The 26,628-nt window shown below is 63.7% G+C and carries 20 protein-coding genes and 1 pseudogene; 14 read left to right on the top strand and 7 right to left on the bottom strand.

From position 1 onward, the window contains the following. Positions 1 to 28: 28 nt before the first annotated feature. The 3 genes from ccsB to OX459_RS15915 all read left to right on the top strand — a co-directional run bounded on the left by ccsB (position 29) and on the right by OX459_RS15915 (position 2,905). Complete coding sequence (ccsB, locus tag OX459_RS15925) at positions 29 to 1,180, top strand: c-type cytochrome biogenesis protein CcsB (RefSeq protein ID WP_034753239.1); 1,152 nt, start codon at positions 29 to 31, stop codon at positions 1,178 to 1,180. A gap of 84 nt (positions 1,181 to 1,264) precedes the next feature. Beyond that, positions 1,265 to 2,242 (top strand): protein-methionine-sulfoxide reductase catalytic subunit MsrP, encoded by a 978-nt coding sequence (gene msrP / locus OX459_RS15920; RefSeq protein ID WP_289905788.1) that lies wholly within the window; start codon positions 1,265 to 1,267, stop codon positions 2,240 to 2,242. 9 nt (positions 2,243 to 2,251) lie between these two features. Beyond that, entirely contained in the window at positions 2,252 to 2,905 is a 654-nt protein-coding gene (locus OX459_RS15915) for a protein-methionine-sulfoxide reductase heme-binding subunit MsrQ (protein WP_289905787.1), read from the top strand. On the opposite strand, the gene OX459_RS15910 is transcribed toward OX459_RS15915, so the two are convergent. After that, complete coding sequence (locus tag OX459_RS15910) at positions 2,902 to 3,126, bottom strand: lipoprotein (protein WP_289905786.1); 225 nt, start codon at positions 3,124 to 3,126, stop codon at positions 2,902 to 2,904. The two genes, OX459_RS15915 and OX459_RS15910, sit on opposite strands and share 4 nt — an antisense overlap. Between OX459_RS15910 and cyaY the strand changes: the two genes are divergently transcribed. Continuing rightward, positions 3,125 to 3,454: an iron donor protein CyaY gene (gene cyaY / locus OX459_RS15905; RefSeq protein ID WP_289905785.1), complete on the top strand. Its 330-nt coding sequence runs from the start codon at positions 3,125 to 3,127 to the stop codon at positions 3,452 to 3,454. The two genes, OX459_RS15910 and cyaY, sit on opposite strands and share 2 nt — an antisense overlap. Positions 3,455 to 3,520: 66 nt before the next feature. Here the strand turns inward: cyaY and OX459_RS15900 are convergent, their stop codons facing one another. After that, positions 3,521 to 5,866, bottom strand: a complete 2,346-nt coding sequence (locus tag OX459_RS15900; protein ID WP_289905784.1) for a penicillin-binding protein 1A — start codon at positions 5,864 to 5,866, stop codon at positions 3,521 to 3,523. Between the two features lie 303 nt (positions 5,867 to 6,169). On the opposite strand from OX459_RS15900, the gene pilM reads away from it, so the two are divergent. The 10 genes and pseudogenes from pilM (at position 6,170) to OX459_RS15850 (ending at position 20,120) form a co-directional block, all read left to right on the top strand. Next, positions 6,170 to 6,802 carry a pilus assembly protein PilM gene (gene pilM / locus OX459_RS15895; RefSeq protein WP_289905783.1) on the top strand — a complete coding sequence of 211 codons (633 nt, stop codon included), beginning with the start codon at positions 6,170 to 6,172 and terminating at the stop codon, positions 6,800 to 6,802. Continuing rightward, positions 6,799 to 7,347 (top strand): PilN domain-containing protein, encoded by a 549-nt coding sequence (locus OX459_RS15890; RefSeq protein WP_289905782.1) that lies wholly within the window; start codon positions 6,799 to 6,801, stop codon positions 7,345 to 7,347. The genes pilM and OX459_RS15890 overlap by 4 nt, the downstream gene beginning before the upstream one ends. Before the next feature lie 15 nt (positions 7,348 to 7,362). Further along, the gene (locus tag OX459_RS15885) at positions 7,363 to 8,397 is read left to right on the top strand and encodes a pilus assembly protein PilP (protein ID WP_289905780.1); all 1,035 of its coding nucleotides are present in this window, start codon (positions 7,363 to 7,365) and stop codon (positions 8,395 to 8,397) included. Between the two features lie 86 nt (positions 8,398 to 8,483). Beyond that, a pseudogene (locus OX459_RS15880) lies at positions 8,484 to 9,815 on the top strand (type IV pilus secretin PilQ family protein); the annotation flags it as partial. A gap of 55 nt (positions 9,816 to 9,870) precedes the next feature. After that, positions 9,871 to 12,108, top strand: a complete 2,238-nt coding sequence (locus OX459_RS15875; protein WP_289905779.1) for an Ig-like domain-containing protein — start codon at positions 9,871 to 9,873, stop codon at positions 12,106 to 12,108. Positions 12,109 to 12,120: 12 nt separating this feature from the next. Next, positions 12,121 to 13,767: a bifunctional shikimate kinase/3-dehydroquinate synthase AroKB gene (gene aroKB / locus OX459_RS15870; RefSeq protein WP_289905778.1), complete on the top strand. Its 1,647-nt coding sequence runs from the start codon at positions 12,121 to 12,123 to the stop codon at positions 13,765 to 13,767. Position 13,768: 1 nt separating this feature from the next. Next, complete coding sequence (locus OX459_RS15865; RefSeq protein ID WP_289905777.1) at positions 13,769 to 14,917, top strand: deoxyguanosinetriphosphate triphosphohydrolase; 1,149 nt, start codon at positions 13,769 to 13,771, stop codon at positions 14,915 to 14,917. Positions 14,918 to 15,061: 144 nt separating this feature from the next. Beyond that, complete coding sequence (gene dsrO / locus OX459_RS15860; RefSeq protein ID WP_289905775.1) at positions 15,062 to 15,772, top strand: sulfate reduction electron transfer complex DsrMKJOP subunit DsrO; 711 nt, start codon at positions 15,062 to 15,064, stop codon at positions 15,770 to 15,772. A gap of 3 nt (positions 15,773 to 15,775) precedes the next feature. Beyond that, the gene (gene nrfD, locus OX459_RS15855) at positions 15,776 to 16,888 is read left to right on the top strand and encodes an NrfD/PsrC family molybdoenzyme membrane anchor subunit (RefSeq protein ID WP_289905774.1); all 1,113 of its coding nucleotides are present in this window, start codon (positions 15,776 to 15,778) and stop codon (positions 16,886 to 16,888) included. A 10-nt stretch (positions 16,889 to 16,898) separates the two neighbouring features. Beyond that, complete coding sequence (locus tag OX459_RS15850) at positions 16,899 to 20,120, top strand: molybdopterin dinucleotide binding domain-containing protein (protein ID WP_289905773.1); 3,222 nt, start codon at positions 16,899 to 16,901, stop codon at positions 20,118 to 20,120. Here OX459_RS15850 and OX459_RS15845 read toward each other — a convergent pair. The 5 genes from OX459_RS15845 to mutM are packed head-to-tail and all read right to left on the bottom strand — an operon-like array spanning position 20,117 to position 26,510. After that, the gene (locus OX459_RS15845) at positions 20,117 to 20,740 is read right to left on the bottom strand and encodes a response regulator (protein WP_289905772.1); all 624 of its coding nucleotides are present in this window, start codon (positions 20,738 to 20,740) and stop codon (positions 20,117 to 20,119) included. The two genes, OX459_RS15850 and OX459_RS15845, sit on opposite strands and share 4 nt — an antisense overlap. Continuing rightward, the gene (locus tag OX459_RS15840) at positions 20,737 to 22,530 is read right to left on the bottom strand and encodes a sensor histidine kinase (RefSeq protein ID WP_289905770.1); all 1,794 of its coding nucleotides are present in this window, start codon (positions 22,528 to 22,530) and stop codon (positions 20,737 to 20,739) included. The genes OX459_RS15845 and OX459_RS15840 overlap by 4 nt, the downstream gene beginning before the upstream one ends. Then, positions 22,530 to 23,705 carry an A/G-specific adenine glycosylase gene (mutY, locus tag OX459_RS15835; RefSeq protein ID WP_289905769.1) on the bottom strand — a complete coding sequence of 392 codons (1,176 nt, stop codon included), beginning with the start codon at positions 23,703 to 23,705 and terminating at the stop codon, positions 22,530 to 22,532. Before mutY ends, OX459_RS15840 begins: the two co-directional genes overlap by 1 nt. Positions 23,706 to 23,749: 44 nt before the next feature. Continuing rightward, a complete protein-coding gene (locus tag OX459_RS15830; RefSeq protein ID WP_289905768.1) occupies positions 23,750 to 25,651 on the bottom strand; it encodes a dynamin family protein in 1,902 nt (633 codons plus the stop codon). A 22-nt stretch (positions 25,652 to 25,673) separates the two neighbouring features. Continuing rightward, complete coding sequence (mutM, locus tag OX459_RS15825; protein WP_289905767.1) at positions 25,674 to 26,510, bottom strand: bifunctional DNA-formamidopyrimidine glycosylase/DNA-(apurinic or apyrimidinic site) lyase; 837 nt, start codon at positions 26,508 to 26,510, stop codon at positions 25,674 to 25,676. Between the last annotated feature and the right edge of the window lie 118 nt (positions 26,511 to 26,628).

Genomic DNA, 26,628 nt, shown 5'->3' with positions numbered 1-26,628 from the left:
TTGCGCGTCGCCGGGAATGGAGAAAATGATGGAATTGGCAAACAAGCAAATATATACGCAGGAACCGGGATTCTTCAAGCGCCTGAGCCTGATCGATTGGCTGTATGGCGCCGGCTTGCTGGCAGCCTCCCTGTTCGGTCTGATGCGCTTTGGCGCCTTCATGGATATTTATGAAAAAGCCATCTTGCTGGCCGCGGCGCCCACGTTCGCGTGGCTGGGCTGGTACTGGAAGCCCGTGCGCTGGCTGATCCCCGTGGCAGCCGTGCTGTCGCTGTTCGCCATCGAGCTGTACGCGGGCCACCTGGAGATGGCGAATCAGAAATTCTTCCTGAAATACATCTTGTCGAGCCAGTCCGCCATCCTGTGGATGGGCACCCTGTTCGTGCTGTCGACCCTGTTCTACTGGATCGGCCTGGTGGCGCGTTCGGAATTTGGCTCGTCCGTCGGCTCCCTGCTGTGCTGGGCCGGCGTGGTGCTGGGTCTGACGGGCATGCTGGTGCGCTGGTACGAGTCTTACCTGATCGGCGCCGACGTGGGCCATATTCCCGTGTCGAACCTGTATGAAGTGTTCATCCTGTTTTCCTTGATCACGGCCATGTTCTACCTGTATTACGAGCAGCATTACGCGACGCGCCAACTGGGCGCCTTCGTCATGCTGGTCATTTCGGCGGCTGTCGTGTTCCTGATGTGGTACACGGTCACGCGCGACGCGGCCGAAATCCAGCCGCTGGTGCCGGCCCTGCAAAGCTGGTGGATGAAGATCCACGTGCCGGCCAACTTCATCGGCTACGGTACCTTCGCCCTGTCGGCCATGGTGGCTGCGGCCTACCTGCTCAAATCGAGCGGCTACCTGGTCGACCGCCTGCCGTCGCTGGAAGTGCTCGACGACGTGATGTACAAGGCCATTTCCGTGGGCTTCGCTTTCTTCACGGTAGCGACTATCCTGGGCGCCTTGTGGGCGGCCGAAGCATGGGGCGGCTACTGGTCGTGGGACCCGAAAGAAACGTGGGCGCTGATCGTCTGGCTCAACTATGCAGCCTGGCTGCACATGCGCCTGATGACAGGCTTGCGCGGCCGCGTCGCCTCGTGGTGGGCGCTGGTGGGCTTGCTGGTGACGACGTTTGCCTTCCTGGGCGTGAATATGTTCCTTTCCGGTTTGCATTCTTACGGCAAGCTTTAATTGTTTTTTGCATGACAGAAGCGTCATGAACGGCCCGGGAAAACTGGTGTAAGGTACAAATAATCACCTTTTCCCGGAGCCGCCATGTTGATCAAGCGCAGTCCCAATGGCATTGAGTTGCCGTATTCTTCCGAAATCACGCCGCGCGCCGTGTTTGAATCGCGCCGCAGTTTCATCAAGCAAGTGGCGCTGGGCACGATGTCCAGTGCGGCCTTGCTGGAAATGGCCAGCCGCGAAGCCTTCGCGCAAGGCACCAATCCCAAGCTGGCTGCCAAACTGAATCCCGCCTATTCGGCGCTGGAAAAGCAGACGGCCTATAAAGACGCCACCAGCTACAACAATTTCTACGAATTCGGCACGGACAAGAGCGATCCGGCGCAAAATGCGGGCACCCTGCGCACGCGTCCGTGGACGGTCAGCATCGAAGGCGAAGTCAAGAAACCCATGACCCTGGACCTGGACGCGCTGCTGAAGCTGGCGCCGCTGGAAGAGCGCGTTTACCGGCTGCGCTGCGTGGAAGGCTGGTCGATGGTCATCCCGTGGGTCGGTTATTCCTTCTCGGAAATCATCAAGAAGGTCGAACCGACGGGCAATGCCAAGTATGTGGAATTCATCACCCTGGCCGACAAGAAACAGATGCCGGGCGTGGGCAGCCGCGTGCTGCAGTGGCCGTATACGGAAGGCTTGCGCATCGATGAAGCGAACCATCCGCTGGCGCTGCTGACCTTGGGCATGTATGGCGAAACATTGCCGAACCAGAATGGCGCGCCCGTGCGTATGGTGTTGCCGTGGAAATATGGTTTCAAGTCCGCCAAATCCATCGTCAAGATCCGTTTCGTCAAGGAACAGCCGCGCACGTCCTGGAACCTGTCGGCGCCGTCCGAATACGGTTTTTACTCGAATGTGAACCCGAACGTCGATCATCCGCGCTGGTCGCAGGCTTCCGAGCGACGCATCGGCGAAGACGGCTTTCTCACGCGCAAGCGCAAGACCCTGATGTTCAATGGCTACAACGATGTCGCTTCCTTGTACGCGGGCATGGATCTGAAGAAGTTCTTTTAAGGAAAGACCATGGCCTTCAACCCCACGCCGAGACAATTGTCGCTATTCAAAAGCCTGATCTTCTTGCTGGCGCTGCTGCCGTTTGCCCGCATGGTCTGGCTGACGTACACGGGGCAACTGGTGGAACCGCTGGAGTTCATCACGCGCGGCACGGGCGACTGGACCCTGTATTTCCTGTGCATCAGCCTGGCGGTCACGCCCCTGCGGCGCTTCACGCAATGGAATTGGCTGATCAAGCTGCGGCGCATGCTGGGCCTGTTCGCGTTTTTCTACGCGACACTGCACTTCACCACTTTTTTATGGTTCGATCACTTTTTTGATGTACAGGAAATGTGGAAGGATGTGATGAAGCGGCCGTTCATCACCGTGGGTTTCATCGCTTTCGTGCTGCTGATCCCGCTGGCCGTGACGAGCACGAACGGCATGGTGAAACGCCTGGGGGGCAAGCGCTGGCAGTGGCTGCACCGCTTGATCTACATCATCGCGCCGCTGGGCATCTTGCACTTCTGGTGGATGAAGGCGGGCAAGCACAATTTCGCGCAACCGATACTGTTCGGTGTCATCGTCGCGCTATTGCTGCTAATTCGCGTGTATTTCGCCTGGAGCAAGCGAGAAAAGAGCGCCAGGGCGGCCAACGCAGCCACCCCGGTGCGTGCCGTTTAGGCGGCTGGCACGATGACCGGTGGCGGCGGCACGGGCGCCGGTTCGACCGGGCCTTTTACCGGCGCGCCCTTGGCCGCTGGCGGCTTGGGCAGGTACAGGGGGCCGGGCTGGCCGCAGCCGGCCAGGACGCTAGAAACCACAATGGCGGTGCCGATATAAAACGCTGAGGATGACTTCACGATTAGAATCACGGTTTGATTAAGATCTTTGGAGTGTAGCATGAGCGAATCGGAATTCCTGGCCCTGGCCGAAGCCACCCTGACCCAGATCGAGGCGGCGCTGGACCGGCTGAACGATGAAGACGTGCTCGACGTCGAATGCAGCCGCAGCGGCAATGTGCTGGAAATCGAATTCATCGATAACGGCACGAAAATCATCGTCAACAGCCAGGCCCCCATGCGCGAGATGTGGGTAGCGGCCCGTTCCGGCGGCTTTCACTACAAGAGAGTTGGCGACGAGTGGCGCAACACGCGCGACGGCTCGGAACTGTTTGCGGCCCTGTCGGCCATGGCCAGCGAGCAGGCAGGCACGGCAGTCGTATTGAAGTAATTGTCTTAGCCGTGCGTCATAAAAAAGGGCAGCCTCTTCAGGCTGCCCTTTTTGCATCAAACGATCTTAAAACAGTTCGTTCTTGACGGCTTCTTTCGCCTTTTCTTCCTCCGGCGTGCCGCGCGCCGCGCCTTCCAGGCTGCCTACGCCCGTGCCCGGCGGATTTTCCGCATAGTAATACTCGTCGCCCACGTGGATCAGGCCTTCCGGCACGGCGCGTTCCTCGACGGGAATGCTTTTCAGGGCTTTCGCCATGTAGCTGATCCAGATCGGCAAGGCCAGACCGCCGCCCGTTTCCCGGTTGCCCAGGTTGCGCGGCTGGTCGTAGCCGATCCAGGCGATGCCCACCAGCTTGGCCTGGTAGCCGGCGAACCAGGCGTCGATGGAATCGTTGGTCGTGCCCGTCTTGCCGGCCAGGTCGGGGCGCTTCAAGGCCATGGCTTTATTGGCCGTGCCGAAGCGCACGACGTCGTTGAGCATGCTGTTCATCATGAAGGCATTGCGCTCGTCGATGACGCGGTTGGCTTCCTCGCCTGCCAGGTCGGGCTTGGCTTGCGACAAGACATTGCCATCGCTATCGGTCACCTTGGCGATCAGGTACGGGTTGATCTTGTAGCCGCCATTGGCGAACACGGCATACGCACCCGCCATCTGCAGCGGCGTCACGTTGCCGGCGCCCAGGGCCAGGGTCAGGTAGGGCGGGTTCTTGTCTGCGTCAAAGCCGAAGCGCGTCGCGTATTCCTGGCCATATTTGGCGCCGATCTTGTGCAGGATGCGGATGGAAATCATGTTCTTCGATTTCATCAAGCCCTTGCGCATGGTCATCGGGCCATCGTATTTGCTGTCGTAGTTCTTCGGTTCCCACGCCTGGCCGCCCGTCTGGCCCGCGTCGAACGAGATCGGCGCATCGTTGATGATGGTGGCCGGCGACAGGCCCCGTTCCAGCGAAGCGGAATAGATGAAGGGCTTGAAGGCCGAACCGGGCTGGCGCCACGCCTGCGTGACGTGGTTGAACTTGTTGCGGTTGTAATCGAAGCCGCCCACCATGGCGCGGATGGCGCCGTCCGTGGTGCTGGCCGAGACGAACGCCGATTGCACTTCCGGCATCTGCGTCAAGACCCAGGTGTTGCCTTCTTGCATGACGCGGATCACGGCGCCGCGCTTGATGCGGCGGTTAGGCGCCGCTTTTTCCGACAGCCAGGCCGCGCCGAAGGTCAGGCCGGGGCCGGTAATCGTGATTTCCTCGCCCGCCGAGGTGACTGCCTGCAAGGATTTGGGCGACGCTTGCAGCACCATGGCGGCGATGATGTCGTCGCTGTCCGGATGGTCGGCCAGTTCCGTCTCGATCGCGTCATCGGCTTCGGCCTTGGTTTTTGGAATCTCGATATACGCTTCCGGGCCGCGGTAGCCGTGGCGTTTCTCGTAATCCATCACGCCCTTGCGCAAGGCGATGTAGGCGGCGTCCTGGTCGGCCTTGGTGATGGTGGTGTAGACGTTCAGGCCGCGCGTATAGGTATCTTCCTTGAATTGCTCGTAGACCAGCTGGCGCGCCATTTCCGACACGTATTCCGCATGCACGCCGAAAGCGCTGCTGTCGGTTTTCACTTTCAGCTCTTCATTTTTCGCTTCTTCGTACTGCGCCGGCGTGATGTAGCCCAGCTGGGCCATGCGTTGCAGGATGTATTGCTGGCGCATGCGCGCGCGTTTCGGATTGACGACGGGGTTGTAGGCCGACGGCGCCTTCGGCAAGCCGGCCAGCATGGCCGCTTCCGCCACGGTGAGATCCTGGATATTCTTGCCGAAATAGATTTGTGCGGCCGAGGCGAAGCCGTAGGCGCGCTGTCCCAGATAAATCTGGTTCATATATACCTCGAGGATCTGGTCCTTGCTGAGGTTTTTCTCGATCTTCCAGGCCAGCAAGACTTCATACGCCTTGCGTTTCAGGGTCTGTTCGCTGGACAGGAAGAAATTGCGCGCCACCTGCTGCGTGATGGTCGACGCGCCTTGCTTGGCGCCGCCCGTCAGGTTGTGCAGGGCCGCACGCGTGATGCCCAGGTAATCGACGCCGCCATGCTCATAGAAGCGGTCATCCTCGATGGCCAGCACGGCTTTCTTCATGACATCGGGAATATCCTTGATGTGCACCATGTTGCGCCGCTCTTCGCCGAACTCGCCGATCAGCACACTGTCGGACGTGAACACGCGCAGCGGCATCTTTGGCTTGTAATCGGTCAAGGTATCGAGCGCCGGCAGATTCGGATACGCCATGGCCAGGCCAAAGATCACCAGCAAGACGCCGACGATGCCCAGGCCCAGCAGCGATACCAGGGCCATCAGCAGGAAACGTTTGGGTTTGCTGCCCTTGGTGGGCGGCTTCGAGCCAGCGGGGCCAGCGGATTTTGAAGATGTCATGCGTCGTATGTCTTTCGGTTAATTATGCCGGCCAATTATAAGCGAGCTTGCCGGGGTGGCAGCGCGCCGTGGCGCTGGCCGGGGGGAGAGTGTCGAAACTTGCCGATACTCTATATAAGCGTGTATTGGCCCGCTGGCAACCAGGATTTGGTAACAATTATTCTGCGCCAGATCACGGCCCGGCCAGATAGGTGTCGCGCGCCGCAGACTCCGGCCTGAAATCCATTTACAAGCCGGCGCCGCCGGGACTAGGCTGTCGGATGGCAGGAACCTCTCCCACGCTGACGTTTCTCTATGAAAAACATGTCCATCAGCAATTTTCTTGGCATCGGCTTGCTGGGCGTCGACATCGCGGACGATGCCGTGCGCGTGGTCGAGTTGAGGCGCCGGCGGGGAAGATTGTCGTGCCGGCATTGCGGCGCCGCCGCGCTGACGCCCGGCGTGATACTGGAAGGCAATGTCGAGGACATGGAGGGCCTGGCCGATGCCTTGCGCCAGGCCCACCGCGACAGTGGCAGCGCCTGCACGCGGGTGGCGCTGGCCATGCCGGCCACGGCCCTGATCACGCATGCGATCCGCCTGCCGGCCGGATTGCCGGAGGAACAGCTGGAAATCCTCGTGGAACTGGAAGCGGCCCAATACATGCCGTTTGCACTGGAAGACGCCAGCCTGGATTTTTTCATACTCGGTCCCGCGCCGCCGCTGGCTGGCGCAACAGGCAAGGAGGTCGACGTGCTGCTGGTGGCGGCGCGGCGCGCCAGCGTGCAGCGCCGTCTCGATGCGGCCACGGCGGCGGGCTTGCAGGCCGTCGTCATGGATAGCGAGGCAATGGCCATGCAGGCGGCGCTCGCGCACGGTGGCTGGCAAGCTCTGCCCGACGGTGGCGTGGCCTACCAGCTGGCCTGGGGCCTGGCCCTGCACAGGTACGCCCGATGACGGTCCGGGCGCAAGTGCAGCGCATCAACCTGTTGCCGTATCGCCCCGCGGCGCGGCGCAGGCGTATTCAGTTGCTGCTGTGGCAACTGGCGGGCGGAGCGCTGCTGGGACTGCTGCTGGCCGTGGCGACGGGCGCCTGGCTGCGGTACCAGCTCGACGCGCAACTGCGCCGCCAGGAGGACTGGCGTAGTGCCATGCAGCAAGTCGATGCCGTGCTTGTAGTTGGCCAGCGGGTGCAGGGCGAGACGGCGGCGCTGCTGCTGCGCCAGCAAGCCATGGCCAGTTTGCAACAGCAACGCAATGCCTGGGTGCGCATGCTGGACGCGCTGGCCCGCGCGATGCCGGCTGGCGTAGCCTTGCATAGTGTGCGCCAGGAAACGGCGATGGTGCGCTTGCAGGGGCAGGCTGCGTCGCAGGACAAGGTCGCGGCATTGCTGCTGGGGCTAGAACAGGCGGCGCCCTGGTCCCGGCCGGAATTGGTGGAAGTGCGCGGCGCGGCCGATGGCGCCGTGGAATGGACGGTACGGCTGGCTTTGGCACCCTAGTCCTGGAGGTTGATCATGCTGAGCTTGAAGATCGCGTCGCTGTGGCCGCTACCCGCGCGCCTCGCTTGCGCCGCCCTGGCCGCGACGCTGGTGGCGGCCCTGCTGCACCTTGCGTGGCTGGATGGACTGTTTGTGGCCATGCAGGCGGGGCAAGGCGAGGAGGTCCGCTTGCGCACCGCGTATCAGTCGGCGCAAGCCAGGGCGCAGCAGTTGCCGCATTGGCGCGCACAGCAGCGCCAGGCCGGCGCCGAGCTGGCCTTGCTGGAACAGCAACTGCCCGACCAGCAGGCGATGGCGCTGCTGTTGACGCAGATCAATGCCGCAGGCCAGTCGCGCGGGTTGCAGTTTTCCCTGTTCAAGCCCGGTGCGGCCCAGCCGCAAGCGCCGTATGTCGCCTTGCCGATCGCCATACAGTTGCGCGGCGGCTACCACGCCATGGGCGCGCTGCTGGCGGACCTGGCACGCCTGCCGCGCATCGTCACGGTGCATGGACTGGCCTTGACCCTCGGCAAGGATCGCTTGCTGACCCTCGATGCCGTGCTGCACGCGTATCGCTTGCCCGCAGCGGGGGAGCGGGCCCCGGCAGAGGCCTTGGCGCCCAAGGCGGGCGCATCCGCTGCGGCATGGCGTCCGCTTGCCGCTGTCGCGCCGCAGCCGTACGCGGCCGCTGGCCTGGCCGATCCTTTTGGCGCCTTGCCGCCGGCCGGCGCGCCGGGGCAGCGGGGCGCCGTGGCGGGGCCCGACCCGCGGCGCGTGCGCGAACCGCTGGAAAGCGTGGCCTTGCCGGCCATCAGCATGGTCGGCAGCGTGCAACAGGACGGGCGCCTGAGCGCGCTGCTGCTGCTGGCGGGCCAGCGCGTGTACCGGGTAGCGGTGGGCCAGTACCTGGGGCAAGACCACGGTGTGGTGACGGATATCAGTGAACAGGCGGTGCAGTACCGTGAACTGCTGCGCGAGGCGGATGGTCCCTGGCGCGAGCGGCGCGGCAGCCTGGCCTTGCAGGCGGCGGGGGCGGGTGCGAAGGCCAGCCTGCCCGAGGCGGCGCCATGAGGCCGCGCCGCGTGCTGCTGGCCGCCATGCTGTGTCTGCATGCCAGCAGCCTCGCCCAGGAAGCCGTGGTGCACGTGTCGGCGCCGCGTTTATATGTCGGCGAGAAAATCTCCGTCGACTTCCAGAACGTGGGCGTGCGCGCGGCCCTGCACATCCTGGCCGATGTGTCGGGGCAAAATATCGTCGCCAGCGACAGCGTGGCGGGCAACGTGACCTTGCGCCTGCGCGACTTGCCGTGGGACCAGGCGCTCGACGTGCTGCTGCAGGCGAAAGGGCTGGACATGCGGCGCAATGGCAACGTGCTGTGGATCGCGCCGCGCGAGGAAATGCTGGCGCGCGAAAAGCTGGAGCTCGAAACGCGCGCGCAGATCGCCGAACTGGAACCCTTGCAGTCAGCCATCTTCCAGCTCAATTACCAGAAGGCCGAAGCGTTCCGCACGGTGTTCGCCCTGGACGCGGGAGAAGGGCGCAGCCGCCTGCTGTCGCGCCGCGGCAGCGTGCTGATCGAGCCGCGCACGAATCAATTGTTCGTCACCGACGTGCCGGCGCGCCTGGAGCAGATCCGTCAACTGATCGCCAAGACAGATATTGCCACGCGGCAGGTGATGATCGAGGCGCGCATCGTCGAGGCGAATGACAGTTTCAGCCGCAATCTGGGCGCGCGCCTGGGTTTTACGGACCAGCGCCTGGCGGCGGGTCAGGTGCCCGGCTTTTCCCTGGGCGGCAGCGGGCGCCGCGCGGCCCTCGGCGGCAGTTACCAGGGCGTGGGCGAGGCGACGGGGCAAACGGTGGCCGGCGCCGGCGCCTTCGTGCCGAACACGCAATTTGTCAACTTGCCGGCCGCCAGTATCAATGGCTTGCAGCCGGCCAGTTTCGCCCTGAGCCTGTTTTCGGCGGCCGCCAACCGTTTTTTGAACCTGGAATTGTCCGCGCTGGAAGCGGACGGCCGGGGCAAGATCATTTCCAGCCCCCGCGTGGTGACGGCCGACAAGGTGCTGGCGCTGATCGAGCAGGGCATCGAACTGCCATACCAGGTGGCCACCAGCAGCGGCGCCACGTCGATCACGTTCCGCAAGGCGAATCTGCGCCTGGAAGTGACGCCGCAGATCACGCCGGACGGCAACGTGGTGCTGGAAGTGGACGTCAACAAGGATAGCGTGGGCCAGGAAACCCGCTCCGGCTTCGCCATCGACACCAAGCACGTGCGCACGCAAGTGATGGTGGAAGATGGCGGCACGGTGGTGCTGGGCGGCATTTATCAGCAGTCCGAACGGGGCACGGACAGCAAGGTGCCACTGCTGGGCGACATCCCCGTGCTCGGTGTTTTTTTCCGCAGCACGGGCCGCAGTCAAGAAAAAACCGAACTGATGGTGTTTATTACGCCGAAAATAGTGGCAGATCGGCCAGCAACACGTTAATGTCACATCTTTACGTTTAAGTAACAATGCACACGAAAGCGGACTGATGGCGACTATGCGGAATGTATCTTGGGGCAACACTTATTGGAGTCGGGTATCGAATTGGCTGGTCTTGCTGGCGCTGGGCGCCTTGCTGGGCGCGTGTGGCGGCGGTGGCGGTGATCCGACCCTGGGCGTCAAGGATGGCGCGAATGCCGGCGTTGGCAGTGTGGTATTGGTTGCTGGCGCAACAACGATTGTTGCCTCGGGCGCGGACGGCACGGAAGTCGTACTGACTGCCGTGGTAAAAAATCCTGGCAATAATGCCATGACAGGCCAGACGGTGACCTTCACTGCCAGTTCCGGTACCGTCAGCAATACCAACCGCGTGACGGATGCCAATGGCGCGGTGACGGAAAAACTCAGCGTGAAAGGCGATGCGAGCTTGCGCGACATTACCATCAAGGCCAGCAGCGGCGGCGTTGAATCGGCCCCCGTGGTGGTGAAAGTGGTGCCCGTCACCTCCGGCATTGCCAGCTTGCTGCTGACGTCTTCCGGTGGCACTCTCGCTTCGTCCGGTGGTACCGCTGTCAATGTCATCGCTTTTGTGAAGGATGCCAACAATGCCATCGTGCCCAATGCCAGCGTGACGTTCAGCGCCGACTCGGGCGCGCTGGGCGCGACCAAGGTCAGCACCAATGCGCTGGGACAGGCGCAGGTCAGCCTGAATACGGGAGGCGATGCCAGCTTGCGCACGATCAAGGTCACGGCCAGCGCAGGCGCGCAAACGGCCAGCACGGACATCGGCGTCAGCGGCACCCGGCTGGTCATCAATGCCTTTTCGACGGTGAACCTGAAGACGAGCACCGACATGGTGGTCAAGCTGGTCGATTCGAGCGGCAATCCCCTCGTCGGCAAGCCGGTGACCTTTAGCGCCCGCAGCAATGCCATCACGGTCAAGGGCGGCGGCGCCAGTCCCGCACTGACCGACAACAACGGCCAGTTGGTGTTGAGCTACAATGCCCAGGTGGGCAGCAGCGACAGCATCAGCGTCAAGGCGCAGGGGGATAGCGTCGTGTTGCCAATTGCAATTAATGCATCAAATTTCACGATCAATGCCGTGTCGGGTAACAATGTTGCGTTGAGCACCTTGAACACGAACACCTGCTATGCGGTGATGGTGCATAGCGATGTGGCGGGCGTGCCACAAACGGGCAATGTGCGTTTCAGTACATCGCGCGGCGCCATCTATCAGGATGCCGCCTGCGGCACGCCATTGCAGGCGCCGCTGGCGCTGGTGGGAGGCAATGCCATCGCCTACGTACAGGCCAGCGGCGCCGGCCTGACCGCCCTGACGGCGAAGTACGAAGGCAGCGGCGCCTTGGTGCAGTCGGAAGTGGAGTTCGTTGCGCCATTGACGGCCCAGGCCACGATCAGCTTGCAAGCCGACCCGGCAGTCATCGGCGCCAATACGGCCGGCAGCACGGCGCAGCGCAGCGCCTTGCGCGCCGTCGTACGCGATGGCTCGGTGGAAAACAACCTGGTCAAGAATGCACAGGTGAGCTTCTCGATCCAGGCCGACGCCAGCAATGGTTCCCTGAGTTCGCCTTCGCTGGTCACCACCGACAGCGATGGCGTGGCCACGGTCAGCTACATCGCGGGGCAGGGGACTACCGGTGTCGATGGCGTCGTTGTCAAGGCGCAACTGCAGGGCGTATCGAGCAATGCCGCCACGGTCAAGCTGACGGTGACGAAGAAATCGCTGTTCATCAGCGCCGGCAGCGGCAATGCGCTTGACGCCTCCGACAGCAGCACCTATCGCAAGACGTATAGCGTGTTTGTGACGGACGCCGCCGGTAACCCCGTGCCGGACGTGATCATCACGGCCGCTGCCTGGCCCCGCTATTATTACAAAGGCTATCTGCAATATTCCCGGATTGCCGAGTCGTGGATAGTCGTGAGGACAGCGAACGCCTGTGACAATGAAGACCGGGACCGCAGCGGCACCTTCAATCCGAATAACGACTTCAACCTCAATGGCCGTCTCGACCCGGGCATTCCGCTCAATCTGTCGACCGGTGGCAAGACCGACAGCTCGGGAACGGCGATCGTTACCCTGACTTATCCGCGCGACAGGGCCAACTGGCTGGACGTCGAATTGACGATTCGTGGCAATAGTTCCGGGACGGAGGCAACTTATGTCGGTTACACTTTGCTTCCGGGGCTGGCTACGGACTTTAACCGCGTGGATGTTTCACCTCCAGGCGTCCTGAGTCCGTATGGGCAAGCCACTGATTGTCGTAATCCAAATTAACTGTCGCAGCACATGCAAAATCTGTTTTTAGTAGGCCTCATGGGCGCAGGCAAAACCACGATCGGGCGCATCCTGGCCCGCAAGCTGGGCTTGCGCTTTGTCGATTCCGACCACGAGATCGAGGCACGCACGGGAGCGACCATCCCGTGGATCTTTGAAATCGAGGGCGAGGCCAGCTTTCGCCGGCGCGAGGCCGAAGTCATCCGCGACCTGAGCGCCCAGGAAGGCATCGTCATGGCCACCGGCGGCGGGGCCATCCTCAACGCCGACAGTCGCGCCTACCTGAAGGAGCGGGGCACGGTGGTCTACCTGCGCGCCAGCGTCAGCAACATCCTCGCGCGCACCAGCCACGACAAGAACCGTCCCCTGCTGCAGACGGCCGACCCGCGCCGCAAGCTGGAGGAATTGACGTCCCAGCGCGAGCCCCATTACATGGAAGTGGCCGACATTGTGATCGACACGGGCCGTCCTAACGTACAATCGATGGTTCAGACCATCCTGATGCAGCTGGCCAGCCTCGAATGCGAGGCCTCGCCCAATTGCGTCATTCATGCAGAGCCTTCGATGAACGAGCAATCCAAAATGTTGTTGAGCGTAGACCTCGACGAGCGCAGTTATCCGATCGCCATCGGTCCCGGCCTGCTGGCCGACGCCGATGCACTGCTGCGCCATATCAGCGGCCACAAGGTGGCCATCGTCACCAATACCACTGTCGCGCCCCTGTATCTGGGCCGCCTGCAAGCGGCGCTGGCCAGCGATGGCCGCGAAGTGATCAGCATCGTCCTGCCGGACGGCGAAGAATATAAAAACTGGGCCAGCCTGATGCAGATCTTCGACGCGCTGCTGGCCAATAAATGCGACCGCAAGACCACCCTGGTGGCCCTGGGCGGCGGCGTGATCGGCGACCTGACCGGCTATGCGGCGGCCAGCTACATGCGCGGTATCGGTTTCGTGCAAGTGCCCACCACCTTGCTGGCGCAGGTCGATTCCTCCGTCGGCGGCAAGACGGGCATCAACCACCCGCTGGGCAAGAACATGATCGGCGCCTTCTACCAGCCGCGCGCCGTGATCGCCGACACCTCGACCCTGGAAACCCTGCCGGCGCGCGAGCTGTCGGCCGGCCTGGCCGAAGTGATCAAGCATGGCGCCATCATCGATGCGGCCTTCTTCGACTGGATCGAGGCGAACATGGCCAAGCTGATGGCGCGCGACAAGGGTGCGCTGGCTTACGCGATCGCCCGCTCGTGCGAAATCAAGGCCGACGTGGTGCGCCAGGACGAGCGCGAAGGCGGCTTGCGCGCCATCCTGAACTTCGGCCACACCTTCGGCCACGCCATCGAGGCGGGCCTCGGTTACGGGCACTGGCTGCACGGCGAAGCCGTCGGCTGCGGCATGGTGATGGCGGCCGACCTGTCGTGCCGCATGGGCTATATCGACCAGGCGGCCGTGGAGCGCGTGCGCGCGCTGGTCGCTGCCGCCGGCCTGCCGGTGAAGGCGCCGGACCTCGGTGTCGAGCGCTGGCTGGAACTGATGGAAGTGGACAAGAAGAACGAGGGCGGCGCCATCAAGTTCATCCTGTTGCAACCCCTGGGCAGCCCGAACATCACGTCCGCGCCGCACGAACTGGTGCTGGCTACCCTGGCCGCCGGAGTGCAATAACATGTTGCCAGAAGACTTCCTCGCCCCGTATGCGGCCCACTCGGCACAGGGGCAGGGACGTCGCTTTGCCGAGGCGCCGCACGCCTCGCGCAGCCAGTTCCAGCGCGACCGCGACCGCATCATCCATTCCTCGGCCTTCCGTCGCCTCGAGTACAAGACCCAGGTGTTCCTCAATCACGAGGGAGACCTGTTCCGCACGCGCCTGACGCACAGCCTGGAAGTGGCGCAAGTGGGTCGCTCGATCGCGCGCAACCTGCGCCTGAACGAAGACCTAGTCGAAGCCATCGCGCTCGCGCATGACCTGGGCCACACGCCGTTCGGCCACGTGGGCCAGGACGTGCTCAATGAGTGCATGCAGGCGCACGGCGGCTTCGAGCACAACCTGCAAAGCCTGCGCGTGGTCGATACCCTGGAAGAGCACTACGGCGCCTTCGACGGTTTGAACTTGATGTTCGAGACGCGCGAAGGCATCCTGAAACACTGCTCCTTGGCGCATGCGCGCGAACTGGGCCCCGTGGCCCAGCGCTTCATCGACCGCACGCAACCGACCCTGGAAGCGCAGCTGACCAACCTGGCCGATGAAATCGCCTACAACAGCCACGATATCGACGACGGCCTGCGCTCCGGCCTGATCACCATCGCCCAGCTGGAAGAGGTGGAATTCTTCGGCCGCCTGTGGCGCGAGGTGCAGCAGGCATTCCCCGGCCTGTCCGGCCGGCGCGCCATCTACGAAACCCTGCGTCGCCTGATCACGGCCCTGGCCGACGATCTGATCGTCACGTCGACTTCCCTGATTGCGGACGCCGCTCCCCGCGACGTCAGCGAAGTGCGCGCCAGTCCCCCGCTGATCCGCTTTTCGGACACCATGCGCAAGGATGCGACGGAGCTCAAGCGCTTTTTGCGCGCAAACCTGTACCGCCACTACCAGGTCAACCGCATGCGCGTGAAGGCCAGCCGCATCGTGCGCGAACTGTATGACAGCTTCATGGACGAACCGGCCCTGCTGCCGCCCGACTATCAGCTTATTGGCCATGACAGGGATGGCACTGTCACGCAGCAGGCGCGCAAGATCGCCGACTACATCGCCGGGATGACGGACCGCTACGCGATTCGCGAGCATCGCCGGCTGTATTCGCTCGACGAGTTGTAAGGGCATACCCCCATTCCTCTCCCCTGTCAATTGGCATGATCATCTAGGTCCCCACCCGATCATCCCAATACCCCCGTAGCGCCTTCTTTTCTATCATGGCAGCAAGTCAACAAGGGCTTGCCGCCCATAGTCAAGGAGAGTGTCATGATTGAATCGCGCCGCAGTTTCTTGCGCGCCTTGCCAGCCGTAACCATCGGGGCGGCCATCGCGCCGCTGCCAGGCAAGGCGGCCACCAAGGGCGAAGGCGGCCAGCGCTGGGCGATGGTGGTCGATGTGCAGAAATGCATCGGCTGCCAGGCTTGCACGGTCTCCTGCATCATGGAAAACGCCGTGCCGGAAAACAGCTTCCGCACCATCGTCTCGACCTATGAAGTCAAGGAAGAGAACCGCTGCGGCACCTACATGCTGCCGCGCCTGTGCAACCACTGCGCCAATCCCCCCTGCATTCCCGTCTGTCCCGTGGGCGCTACATTCCAGCGCAAGGACGGCGTCGTCGTCGTCGATGGCGACCGCTGCGTGGGCTGCGCCTACTGCGTGCAAGCCTGCCCGTACGACGCGCGCTTCATCAACCACGAAACGGGCAAGGCCGACAAATGCACGTTCTGCGCGCACAGGGTCGACGAAGGCTTGCTGCCCGCCTGTGTGGAAACCTGCGTGGGCGGTGCGCGCATCTTCGGCGACCTGAATGATCCGGACAGCGTGGTGCACCAGCTGCTGACCGAGAACAAGGTGAAGGTGCTGAAACCCGAGCAGGGCACCCAACCCCACGTGTTTTACCTGGGACTGGACACGCGCTTCGCCGGCCACGTCGAGGGCGAAGCGACTCTTTGGCAACCGAGCAAACACGGGAAATAAACCATGGACAGCCACATCACCGAAATTCTCAACGTCACGCGCGAAGCGGCATGGCTGCCGTGGGCGGTGCAGTATTTTTTCCTCATCGGCCTCAGTTATGGAAGTTTCATGCTGACCCTGCCGTATTTCGTCTTCGGCCGCAAGGCGTATGAACGCCTGGGACGCATCGCGCTGCTGGCATCCCTCGTGTGTGGCATGACGGCGCCCGTGGCGCTGCTGGCCGATTTGCACGGGCCGGGCCGCTTCTATCACTTCTACATTTATTTCCAGCCGCAGTCGTGGATGTCGTGGGGTTCGTTCTTCATTCCCCTGTACCTGGGCTGTCTGATGCTGTACGCGTGGCTGGCGCTGCGCGTGGATTTCGCCACGCGGGGACAGGGCCAGGACCGCCTGGCCTTCGCCTACCGTTTGCTGGGGCGCGGCGGCGCCGCATCCTTGCGGGCCATTCGCGTCGCCGCTGCCTTCACCTTGTTGGCCGCCTTCGTCGTGGGCCTGTACACGGGCATGGAAGTGATGGTGGTGCGTGCCCGTCCCCTGTGGTTCACGCCTTTCCTGCCGGCGCAGTTTGCCGCCACTGCCTTTGTCGGGGCCGTGGGCCTGGCGCTGCTGTTCAACCGCTTCCTGCCGGGCCGCGACCAGGCCCTGGAAGTGTCCTTGAACCGCGCGCTGGCCCTGTCGCTGGCGCTGGTGCTGGCACTGGGCGGCGGCTGGCTGTTCGTCAGTCTCTCCGGCGTGAGCGCCATCCACAGCATGGCCTTTACGCAGGTGGCGGGCATGCCGCAATGGCAGTTCACGGCCGTCTGGGCCGTGCTGTCGGCCATCGTGCCGATGGCGCTGGCCATCTGGCGTCCGGCCACGAGTGGCCTGGCCAATGGCCTGATCGCGCTGCATAGCGCCTGGATGATGCGCTGGACGATTTTTATCGGCGGCCAGACGATTCCGAAGACGGGCGCAGGCCTGTACGACTACCACCTGCCGATGGGGAACGATGGCTTGCTGGGCATTATTGGCACGGCCGGCCTGTGGATCGCGCTGCTGTTGCTGATGCTGGAATTTTTGCCATGGGCGGGACGCGTCGTCGCTGGTCGCAGCCGTCCCGTCATGGCCACGCACTGAGGAGTCAAAAATGAACGATCAAATACACAACAACGCACACAACGACGTCCCTGACGACGAAAACGAAAAACGCCGCAAGCTGTTGCGCTACGGCGCCATCGGCGGCGGCCTGGCCGCGTTTGCCGCCAGCTTTTCCACCACGGCCGGCCGCATGGTCGACCATGCGCTGGGCAAGGATAAACCCGTGCAGAAACTGCATGGCAATTCCCTGCCGCCCGAGTTTTCCGTCGATACGGCCACGGGCAAGCTGACGGTCAATCCGGACCAGCAAGTGAGCTACACCATGTGCATGGGCTGCACCACGTTTTGCGGCGTGCGCGTGCGCCTGGATAAAAAAAGCGGCAAGGTGCTGCGCGTGGCCGGCAATCCCTACAGCCCACTGTCGGCCGACCCGGCGCTGCCGTATCAAACCTCGATCCGCGACAGTTTTGTCTCGCTGTCGCGCTTCCAGGAAAAGGGGCTGAAGGGCCGTTCGACGGCTTGCGGCCGCGGCAACGGCGTGCTGGAACAGATGGAGTCGCCGTTCCGCGTGCTGGCGCCTATGAAGCGTGTAGGGCCGCGCGGCGGCGGCCAGTGGGAACCGATCGCCTTCGACCAGTTGGTGAAGGAAGTGACGGAAGGCGGCGACCTGTTTGGCGAAGGCCACGTGGAGGGACTGCGCGCCTTGCGCGAGCTGGAAAAGCCGATCGATCCGGCGCAGCCGGAACTGGGCCCGCAAGTGAACCAGGTGGGCCTGATGTGCAGTACCGACGATGGCCGCCTGGCGTTCGGCACGCGCTTTTTCAAGCAGTCGTACGGCAGTTTGAACCTGGTCAACCACGGTTCGTATTGTGGCGGCGCCTACCGCAGCGGCTCGGGTGCCATGTTCGGCGACATGAAGAAGATGCCGCACGCGAAAGTGGACCTGGAAAATACGGAATTTTGCATGTTCGTCGGCACGGCGCCGGGCAATGCGGGCAACCCGTTCAAGCGCCAGGGCACCCTGATCGCGAAAGCAAGGTCGGGCAAGCGCGAATTCAGCTACGTCGTCGTCGACCCCGTGCTGACGAACGCGGACAGCCTGGCCGCGGGCGACCGCAGCCGCTGGGTGCCGATCAAGCCGGGCACGGATGGCGCGCTGGCCATGGGCATGATCCGCTGGATCATCGAGCACGAACGCTATGACCGCAACTTCCTCGTGCAGCCGAACCTAAAGGTGGCGGAAGCGGCGGGCGAAGCCGCCTGGTGCAATGCCACACATTTGATCATTAACGAGAAGGGCCATCCGCGCGATGGCCGCTACCTGCGCGCGTCGGATATGGGCGCGGTGGAGTTGTCGGAAGAAGAGCGCTACAAGGATGGCGACGCCTTTTGCGTGATCGACTCCGCCACGCAAGCGATCGTGCCACACAATGCCGCCAAGGGTGAGGCGCGCCTGTTCTTCGACGGCCCGCGGGACGTGGCGGGTGCACCACTGCACCTGAAGACGGCCATGACGATGCTCAACGAGGAAGCGCAGCGCCACAGCATGGATGAATACGCGGCGGCCTGCGGCATTTCACGCGACATCATCGAAGGGCTGGCGCAGGAACTCACCAGCCATGGCAAGCGCGCCGCCGTCAATGCGCACGGCGGCATGATGTCGGGTGCGGGATTCTATAACGCGTATGCGCTGGTCATGCTCAATACCCTGATCGGTAACCTGAATCGCAAGGGCGGCACCCTGGTCAACGGCGGCAGCTTCAAGGATGCGGGACCCGGTCCGCGCTATAACCTCGAGAGTTTCGACGGCGAGATCAAGGCGGCCGGCATGCCGATCGGGCGCAATGTGCCGTATGAAAAAACCTCGGAATTCAAGCTGAAGAAAGAAGCGGGCAAGGCGTATCCGGCGAAGGCGCCGTGGTATCCGAATGCGCCCGCGCTGGCCACCGAGTGGCTGACCAGCGCCATGAACGGCTACCCGTACACCCTGAAGGCGCTGATTCTGTGGAGCTGCAATCCCGTCTACGGCATCACGGGCTTGCGCGCGCAGATCGGCAAGGAACTGGCCGATCCGAAGAAGATACCCCTGATCGTCGCCATCGACCCTTTCATCAATGAAAGCTCGGCGTTTGCCGACTACCTGTTGCCCGATACCTTGCTGTACGAAAGCTGGGGCTGGGCTGGCGCCTGGGGCGGCATGCCCGTCAAAATGAGCACGGCGCGCTGGCCCGTGGTCGAACCGCGCGTGCAAAAGACGCCGGACGGCCAGACCATCTGCATGGAATCGTTCTTCATCGCGCTGGCGAAAACGATGGACTTGCCCGGTTTCGGTCCAGAAGCCTTGCAGGACATGGATGGCCAGCGCTTTCCCCTGCAGCGCGCGGAAGACTGGTATCTGCGGGGCGGTGCCAACATCGCCTGGCAAGGGAAAACGTCCGTGCCGGAAGCTAGCGACGACGATATCGAACTGTCCGGCGTGGCGCGCATCCGCCCCGAACTGGAGCGCACCTTGAAGCCGGAAGAGTGGCGCAAGGTGGCCTTCATGCTGGCGCGGGGAGGGCGCTACCAGAGCTATGGCGAAATGTTCGGCCTGCGCCTGCCGCCACCGGCGAACCCCAAGGCACCCGTGGCTCCTGCACCCGTGATCGACGAGACGCCGTATCCGCAGGACTGGTCCACGCACCGTTACCTGAAGCCCATGATGCTGTACAACGAGGGCCTGGGCGTGAGCAAGAACAGCTTGAGCGGCAAGCGTTTTCCCGGCACGCCCGCGTGGCGAGTGGCGGCGTTTGCCGACGGTACGCCCGTGCGCAAAACCTATCCGGCCAGCGAGTGGCCGTTCGAGTTGATCAGCTTTAAATCGGCGCTGCAGAATTCCTACAGCATCGGTGCGCGGCGCTTGCGCGGCATCCATCCGGACAACCCGGTCGCCGTGCATCCCGACGATGCGGCCCGCTTGAAGCTGGTAAATGGCGATGCCATTTACCTGGAAACGCCGGGTGGCAGGGCCAGGGCCACGGTGATGCTGCGCCATGGCGTGCAGCGGGGCGTGATTGCCGTCGAACACGGTTTCGGCCACAAGGAGCACGGTGCGCGCGCCCACCGTATCGGCAAGCTGCGCCAGCCAGATGAACCGACCATCGGCGCGGGCATCAACCTGAATGACCTGGGATTGACGGACCCGAGCCGCGGCGACAAGAACGTGTTTGTCGATCCCGTTTCGGGCACGTCGGTGCGGCAGGGGCTGCCGGCGCGTATCGTGCGGGCTTAAATCTCGCCGCTGGCCATCAGCAACCGGGCTACCTCGGCTGCTGAATGCAGGCCCAGTTTTTCCATCGTGTTATGGCGGTGCACCTGTACCGTCTTGTCGCTGATGCCCAGTTCGCGGGCGATGACTTTCGAGGCTTTGCCTTCGGCCATCAGCAACGCCACTTCGCGCTCGCGTGCGGTGAGCCTGGCCAGCGCCGATTGCGCCGTATTCGTGCTGGCGGCGCTACGGCTTTCTTCCACGCTGCGGGCCACGGCCCGGCTGACGGCGTCCAGCAATACCTGGTCCTTGCACGGCTTTTCCAAAAAATCGCAGGCGCCTGCCTTCATCGTCTGCACGGCCATGGCCAGGTCGCCGTGACCGCTGAGGAAAATCACGGGCAGGGAGATGGCGTGCCCGGTCCTGTTGTTCAACTCCTGTTGCAGTTCCAGTCCGCTCATCAAAGGCATGCGCACGTCGAGCAGCAGGCAGCCCGGCACATGGCCAGCGTAGCGCTGCAGGAAGTCGCGCGCCGACTCGAACGTCTCGACCTTCCAGCCGGCCGAATCGAACAGATAGGCCAGCGAGCGGCGCATGGCGGCGTCGTCGTCGACGACAAAGATGATCGCATCGCTTTCATTCATGGTGTTTCCTTGTTGGCTCCCAGGCCGGTATCTTCGGGCAGGCGGAACCAGACCGTCAAGCCTGGTGCATCGGCGTTGGCGTGCGCCGACAGGCTGCCGCCGAACGATTCGATGATGCTTTTGCTGAGCGACATGCCCAGGCCCAGGCCTTCGGCCTTGGTGGTAAAGAAGGGTTCGAACAGGCGCGCCATCTGCGCCGCTTCCAGGCCGCAGCCGGCGTCGCGCACGGCCACCGTGCAGGCGCCGTTTTCGCGGTGCAGCAGCACGCCGATGGGGTGCTGCGGATTGCCGTTTTCCAGCTGCGCATCGAGCGCATTTTTCAGTAAATTGAGCAGCACCTGCTGCACTTGCTGCGGGTCGGCCAGCACGCGCGGTGTCGCGCTGACTGCCTCGTGGCGCCAGCTGATATTGGCTTGCGGATGGGCTGCGCGGAACAGGGCCACGGCTTGCTCCACGGCGTCGGCCAGGGCGAAGGCGGTGCTGTGCGCGGGACGCTTTTGCGCCATCGCGCGAATGTGACGGATGATGGTGCCCGCGCGTTCGCTTTGCGTGGCGATTTCCTGCGCGCCGTCGAGCAGGGGCGCCGCATCGAGCCGACCCGCCGTGATGCGGCGCGCCATGCCGCGCGCGAAATTGCCGATGGCGGCCAGCGGCTGGTTCAATTCATGCGCGATGGCGCTGGCCATTTCGCCCAGAATCGCCAGGCGCGCCGTGTGGTCGAGCGTGGCCTGGCGCTGGCGCGCCTGTTCTTCCAGCGCGCGCTGCTGGTGCTGGGCGGCGCGCAATTGCTCCGTGCGCCGGCTGACCAGGTATTCCACGCGCACCGTGTGCACGGCCCAGGCCACGAGCAGGGCCAGCACCAGCAGCATCCAGCCCCAGTAGCGGCGCAGCGCCGTCTCGAACGTCAGCTTGTCCAGATAGGCGTAGGGACCGATGCGCAGTTCGCGGAACAGTTCATCGACGATCTGGTAATCGCTGGGCACCGTCCAGCTGTAGCCTTCCTCGGTGCGCGGCATGGCCAGCAGAGCCTGCGCCACTTTTTTCGCCAGCGCGGGCGGCGTCTGGCGCAGGGCCACGAAGGGCCAGTCCGGATACAGCCGCGACGAGCTGGCGCAGCGAAAGCCGGGAATCGGGCGCGTGGTGATCACGCGCAGTTCCTCGGCGCGCACTTCGCCGCGCGCCACCATCTGTTCGAGCAGACAGGTGCGCACGATGCCCGCATCCATGCGCCCGGCGCGCACGGCGTCGACGATCTGCTGCGAGGGAAAACCGCTGTAGCGCAGGCTGGCAAAATCATGCGCGGGATCGATGCCCGCTTCGCGCAGTTCGCGCGCGGCGATCTGGTAGCCGCCAAAGGCGTCGGGCGCCACGGCCATCACGTTCTTGCCCGCCAGGTCGGCCAGGTCGTGCAACGGCGACGCGCTGCGCACGACGATAGCCGAGCCGATGGCCTGGCGCGGCGAGTCCGTCCATGGCGATTCGAGCGTGGCGATGCGGCTGGCGCCATCGCTGTGTTCCAGCGCCACGTAATGGCCGCTGCTGGTGATGGCGAAGGCAATGGCCTGCGACTGCACGGCGCGTGTCAGGCCCGCCTGGTCGTAGTCGGCCAGGATGAAACGGATGCCGGGGATGTTCGCTTGCAGATGGCGCGTCACGTACGACCAGTCCTGCTGCACGGCGTCGCCGCCCTTGTAGGCCAGCACGCCTATTCTTACCTCTGGCAGTTCGTCAGCCGCTTGCGCGCCGTGCCAACACAGCGCCGCCAGCGCCAGTACGACAAGCCTGCGCACTAGAACATGCTGCGCTGCGCCGCACGCGCATCGCCGAACAGGTCCAGCAGCAGTTTCTTGATGGGCGCGGGCAGCGGCGCGTCGGCGATGTTCGCGCCGTCGTACCAGACGTGCGTGGACTCTCCGGCCAGCGCCAGACGGCGCGCCAGCGTGATGCGGCAGGGGACGATGTGCAGCTTGTAGTGGGTAAACACGTGTACGATGGGCAGCAGCCGTTCCTGCGTCTCGATGGCGCCGAAGGGCGCCACGGCGCGCGCGAGCGCATCCTGGTCGATGTCGCGCGGACAGTCTGCATCGGCCAGCACGTGGCCATCGAGTTCCGGCAGCGACAGCAAGCCGCCCCAGATGCCGGAGCCGGGACGTTGTTCCAGCAGCACCTGGCCATCGTCGATGACGACGAGCATGACCGCATGTTTTTCCGGGCTGGTTTTCTTTGGTTTGCGCACCGGTAAGTCTTTGACCCGATGGGTGGCGTAGGCCACGCAGCGCGGCTGCAGCGGGCAGCGGCCGCAATCGGGGCTGCTGCGCGTGCACAGGGTGGCGCCGAAGTCCATCAAGCCCTGCGTGTAGGCTTCGATGCCAGTCTCCGGCAGCAGCGCTTCGGCGCGGCGCCACATGGCTTCCTCGACGCGTTTTTCGCCGGGATAGGCATCGATGCCGAAGGTGCGCGCGAAGACGCGCTTGACGTTGCCATCCATGATGGCCGCGCGCGTGCCGCTGGAAAACGCGGAGATGGCGGCTGCCGTCGAACGGCCGATGCCGGGCAGGTCGGCCAGCAGGGCGGGATCGCTGGGAAAGACGCCATCGTATTCGGCTACCACGCGCTGCGCGCACTTGTGCAGGTTGCGCGCCCGCGTGTAGTAACCGAGGCCGCTCCACTGCGCCATCACGTCTTCCACCGGGGCGCTGGCCAAATCGCGCAGGGTAGGGAAGCGTTCGAGGAAGCGCGCGTAGTAGCCCAGCACGGCGGTGACCTGCGTTTGCTGCAGCATGATTTCGGACAGCCAGATCAGGTAGGCGTCGCGCGTGTTTTGCCATGGCAGCGCATGGCGGCCATGCTGCTTTTGCCAGGCGATGACGGTGGCGGAAAAAGTCGGGTCGATGTAATTTTCAGACGCGTTTTCAAACTGAGTTGCGCCCTTGGCGGGCGAGAGCGGATGCAGCAGACGTTTCATGCAGGTTTCCAGTGTTCTGTGGTGTGATGTTGCTGATGTTGCGTTCAGGTTGCGCTGGCCGTGCGCAAGGCAGCGAGCAATTGCGCCAGCTGCGCCTTGTCGCGTTCGAGCGCCGCCAGGCTGGCTTCGAAGCCGGCGATTTTCTGTTCCAGGCTGCCCGTGGCGTCGTGGATGCGCTGGATCGAGGCAAAGCGCAGTTTCAGCTGTTCCTTGTATTCGACGATCTGCGCTTCGAGGGGCGCCATGATGACTTTCAGCCAGGCGCTGGCGTCGTCGTTGGCATTGGTGAAACTGCGGCGCACGCGTGAGGCGATGGTGTCGAAGAATTTCTCCATCAGCACGACCCGGCTGGTGGTGAGCAGGGTGGCCGTGCCGAACTGCTTGTGATACACGGCTTCGATATCGGCGATCTCCTGGCGGTAGCGGGCCAGGGAAAACGGCATCGGCAAGGCCAGCGCCAAGCCATGTTCGGTGGCGAATTTGCGGTACATCACGTTCATCATTTCCGTGATCTCGGCCGTCTTGCCTTCCGAGCGATCCAGGTTCCTGGTGATGCGCTCGAAATACTGGCGCACGGCTTCGCGCAGGCCCGTGAAAAAGCGGCTGCGCTGCATGGCGGCGCGCACGCCATCGATATCGTCGCGCACGATATCCATGCCCAGGCTCGTATAGAGTTCCGTCGACAGGCGGGTAAATACGGCGCGCGTGGCCTGCAGCTTGAACAGGCTGCTGTCGAATTCCTTCTTCTCGATATCGACGCGGCGCATCATGTGCGCGATCACGCTCTGGTTCTTGCCGCGCAGGCTGTGCAGCTCGTGCAGCTGCTCGGCAATGCCGCGCGCGCGCGCCGCCGCCTGCACCTGCTGCGCCGCCTCGATGGCGTCCAGGTCGAACGCCAGCTGGCGCCGGATGATGTCCTTGCGCGCGGGGATCAGCTCCTCGAACAGGGCCGTCTCCAGCGGCAGCAAGCGGCTCTTTTCCAGCAGCGTGGCATCGTGGTTGATCTTGCCTACCAGGGCCTTTTGCGCCGAGACGGGAAACACCTGGCCCGCATCCAGCGTCAGCAGATGCGCCACGCTGGCCTGCTGGCGTTCGATGGCTTGCGCCACCTCGGCATCGCCGCGCAATTCGTCCCACATGCTGTCGATCTTGTTGAGCACCACCAGGCGCCCCGCGCCGGCGCCGATATGGTTGCGCCATACTTCGATATCGCTGCGCGTGACGCCCGTGTCGGCCGCCAGGATGAACAGCACCGCGTGCGCATTCGGGATCAGGTTCAGGGTCAGTTCCGGTTCCGTGCCGATGGCGTTCAGGCCGGGCGTGTCGAGAATCACCAGGCCCTGTTTCAGCAGCGGATGGGGGAAGTTGATGATGGCGTGGCGCCACATGGAAATTTCCACCTGGCCGTCCTCGTCGAGCATGGCGGGGGCGTCCGCGTCGTCGGCGTCGTACAGGCCGTAGTGCGCCGCTTCTTCCACGCTGACTTTTTTCGTCAGGCTGACCTGGCGGATGGCTTCCTGCATGTCGCCGCCCGCCTCGATGTTCAGGGGCAGGACGGTCCAGGCGGCGGGGAGGTCGCGGTAGTCGCTGGTCGACAGGTTCTGCGCGCGCGTCTCGATGGGCAGCAGCCGGATCGATGGTGGCCAGGCCGCGTCGTACAGCAGCTCGGTGGGGCACATGGTGGTGCGGCCCGCGCCCGAGGGCAGGATGCGCTGGCCATAGCCGGCAAAGAAGATGGCGTTGATCAGCTCGGATTTTCCGCGCGAGAATTCCGCCACGAAGGCCACGGACAGGCGGTCGTCAGTCAGGCGGGAGCCACAGCGCGTCAGGCGCAGCGCGGAGGCGCCGTCGACCAGGCCCGCCGCGCTGGCGGCTTGCCGGTATGCCTGCAGGGCCGCCAGCACATCCTGGCGCCATGCGCTGTATTGTTCCAAGTCTCTGACCATCTGGCTCCCTCTGTGAGTGTGGCTACTTTTGGCAATTCACGCAGTAAAACGTGGAACGCTGTCCCTGCACGATTTGCCGGATCGGCGCGCCGCACACGCGGCATGGCTTGCCCGCGCGGTTGTACGTGAAATACGTCTGCTGGAAGTAGCCGGACTGGCCGTTGACGCCGATGAAGTCGCGCAGGGTGCTGCCGCCCTGCACGATGGCTTCGGCCAGCACGTCGCGGATCGATTGCGCCAGTTTCTCATAGCGGGCCAGGCCGATACGCCGGGCTGGCGTCTTCGGGTTGATCCCCGCGCGGAACAGGCTTTCGGAACAATAGATATTGCCCACGCCGACGACGATGTCGCCCGCCATCAGCACTTGCTTGATGTTGGTGCCCTTGTTGCGCGTTTTCTCGAACAGTAGCTGGCCCGTGAAGCCGCCTTCCAGCGGTTCCGTGCCCAGGCCGCGCAGCAGCGCGTGGCCATCCAGCGGGCCGTCGGCCTCGTCATGCCACAGCACGGCGCCGAAGCGGCGCGGATCCGTCATGCGCAGCACCTGGCTGCCGCCGTCCGCGTCTTCTACGACGAGGTCGAAATGGTCGTGCTTTTGCGCCTCGGTCCCCGTGGGCAGCACGCGCAAATGGCCCGACATGCCCAGATGGATGATCAGGGTGCCGTGGCGGAAGTGGATCAGCAGGTATTTGCCGCGCCGCCCCGTCAGGCCGATGGTTTGCCCCGACAATTGTTCGCCCAGGGCAGGGGGGAAGGGCCAGCGCAGGCCGTCGCGGCGCAGCACGACGGCACGCACGGCGCGCCCTTCGATGTGGGGCGCGACACCGCGCCGTGTGACTTCGACTTCTGGCAATTCTGGCATAGGGCTCGAATGGTGGAAAACCGGGTAAAAAACAGGCGGGTCGCCGGCGGATGGCTGGCCCGGGCACGCTACGCCGCCACGACGTATATATTTCGTTACATACGTGAAGTACGCGATA

It is taken from the genome of Janthinobacterium sp. SUN026, assembly GCF_030397625.1.
Lineage (GTDB): Bacteria > Pseudomonadota > Gammaproteobacteria > Burkholderiales > Burkholderiaceae_D > Janthinobacterium > Janthinobacterium kumbetense.
This window is presented reverse-complemented; position numbering and strand designations above follow the sequence as displayed.

Bases quoted from the DNA above. Each gene is read 5' to 3' on its own strand.
- ccsB (WP_034753239.1), top strand. From the start codon at position 29: ATGGAATTGGCAAACAAGCAAATATATACGCAGGAACCGGGATTCTTC.
- OX459_RS15890 (WP_289905782.1), top strand. From the start codon at position 6,799: ATGACGGTCCGGGCGCAAGTGCAGCGCATCAACCTGTTGCCGTATCGC.
- OX459_RS15830 (WP_289905768.1), bottom strand. From the start codon at position 25,651: ATGGTCAGAGACTTGGAACAATACAGCGCATGGCGCCAGGATGTGCTG.
- OX459_RS15845 (WP_289905772.1), bottom strand. From the start codon at position 20,740: ATGAATGAAAGCGATGCGATCATCTTTGTCGTCGACGACGACGCCGCC.
- OX459_RS15900 (WP_289905784.1), bottom strand. From the start codon at position 5,866: ATGACATCTTCAAAATCCGCTGGCCCCGCTGGCTCGAAGCCGCCCACC.
- aroKB (WP_289905778.1), top strand. From the start codon at position 12,121: ATGCAAAATCTGTTTTTAGTAGGCCTCATGGGCGCAGGCAAAACCACG.
- cyaY (WP_289905785.1), top strand. From the start codon at position 3,125: ATGAGCGAATCGGAATTCCTGGCCCTGGCCGAAGCCACCCTGACCCAG.
- msrP (WP_289905788.1), top strand. From the start codon at position 1,265: ATGTTGATCAAGCGCAGTCCCAATGGCATTGAGTTGCCGTATTCTTCC.
- OX459_RS15875 (WP_289905779.1), top strand. From the start codon at position 9,871: ATGCGGAATGTATCTTGGGGCAACACTTATTGGAGTCGGGTATCGAAT.
- nrfD (WP_289905774.1), top strand. From the start codon at position 15,776: ATGGACAGCCACATCACCGAAATTCTCAACGTCACGCGCGAAGCGGCA.
- OX459_RS15850 (WP_289905773.1), top strand. From the start codon at position 16,899: ATGAACGATCAAATACACAACAACGCACACAACGACGTCCCTGACGAC.
- OX459_RS15915 (WP_289905787.1), top strand. From the start codon at position 2,252: ATGGCCTTCAACCCCACGCCGAGACAATTGTCGCTATTCAAAAGCCTG.
- OX459_RS15910 (WP_289905786.1), bottom strand. From the start codon at position 3,126: ATGCTACACTCCAAAGATCTTAATCAAACCGTGATTCTAATCGTGAAG.
- pilM (WP_289905783.1), top strand. From the start codon at position 6,170: ATGTCCATCAGCAATTTTCTTGGCATCGGCTTGCTGGGCGTCGACATC.
- dsrO (WP_289905775.1), top strand. From the start codon at position 15,062: ATGATTGAATCGCGCCGCAGTTTCTTGCGCGCCTTGCCAGCCGTAACC.
- mutM (WP_289905767.1), bottom strand. From the start codon at position 26,510: ATGCCAGAATTGCCAGAAGTCGAAGTCACACGGCGCGGTGTCGCGCCC.
- OX459_RS15885 (WP_289905780.1), top strand. From the start codon at position 7,363: ATGCTGAGCTTGAAGATCGCGTCGCTGTGGCCGCTACCCGCGCGCCTC.
- mutY (WP_289905769.1), bottom strand. From the start codon at position 23,705: ATGAAACGTCTGCTGCATCCGCTCTCGCCCGCCAAGGGCGCAACTCAG.
- OX459_RS15865 (WP_289905777.1), top strand. From the start codon at position 13,769: ATGTTGCCAGAAGACTTCCTCGCCCCGTATGCGGCCCACTCGGCACAG.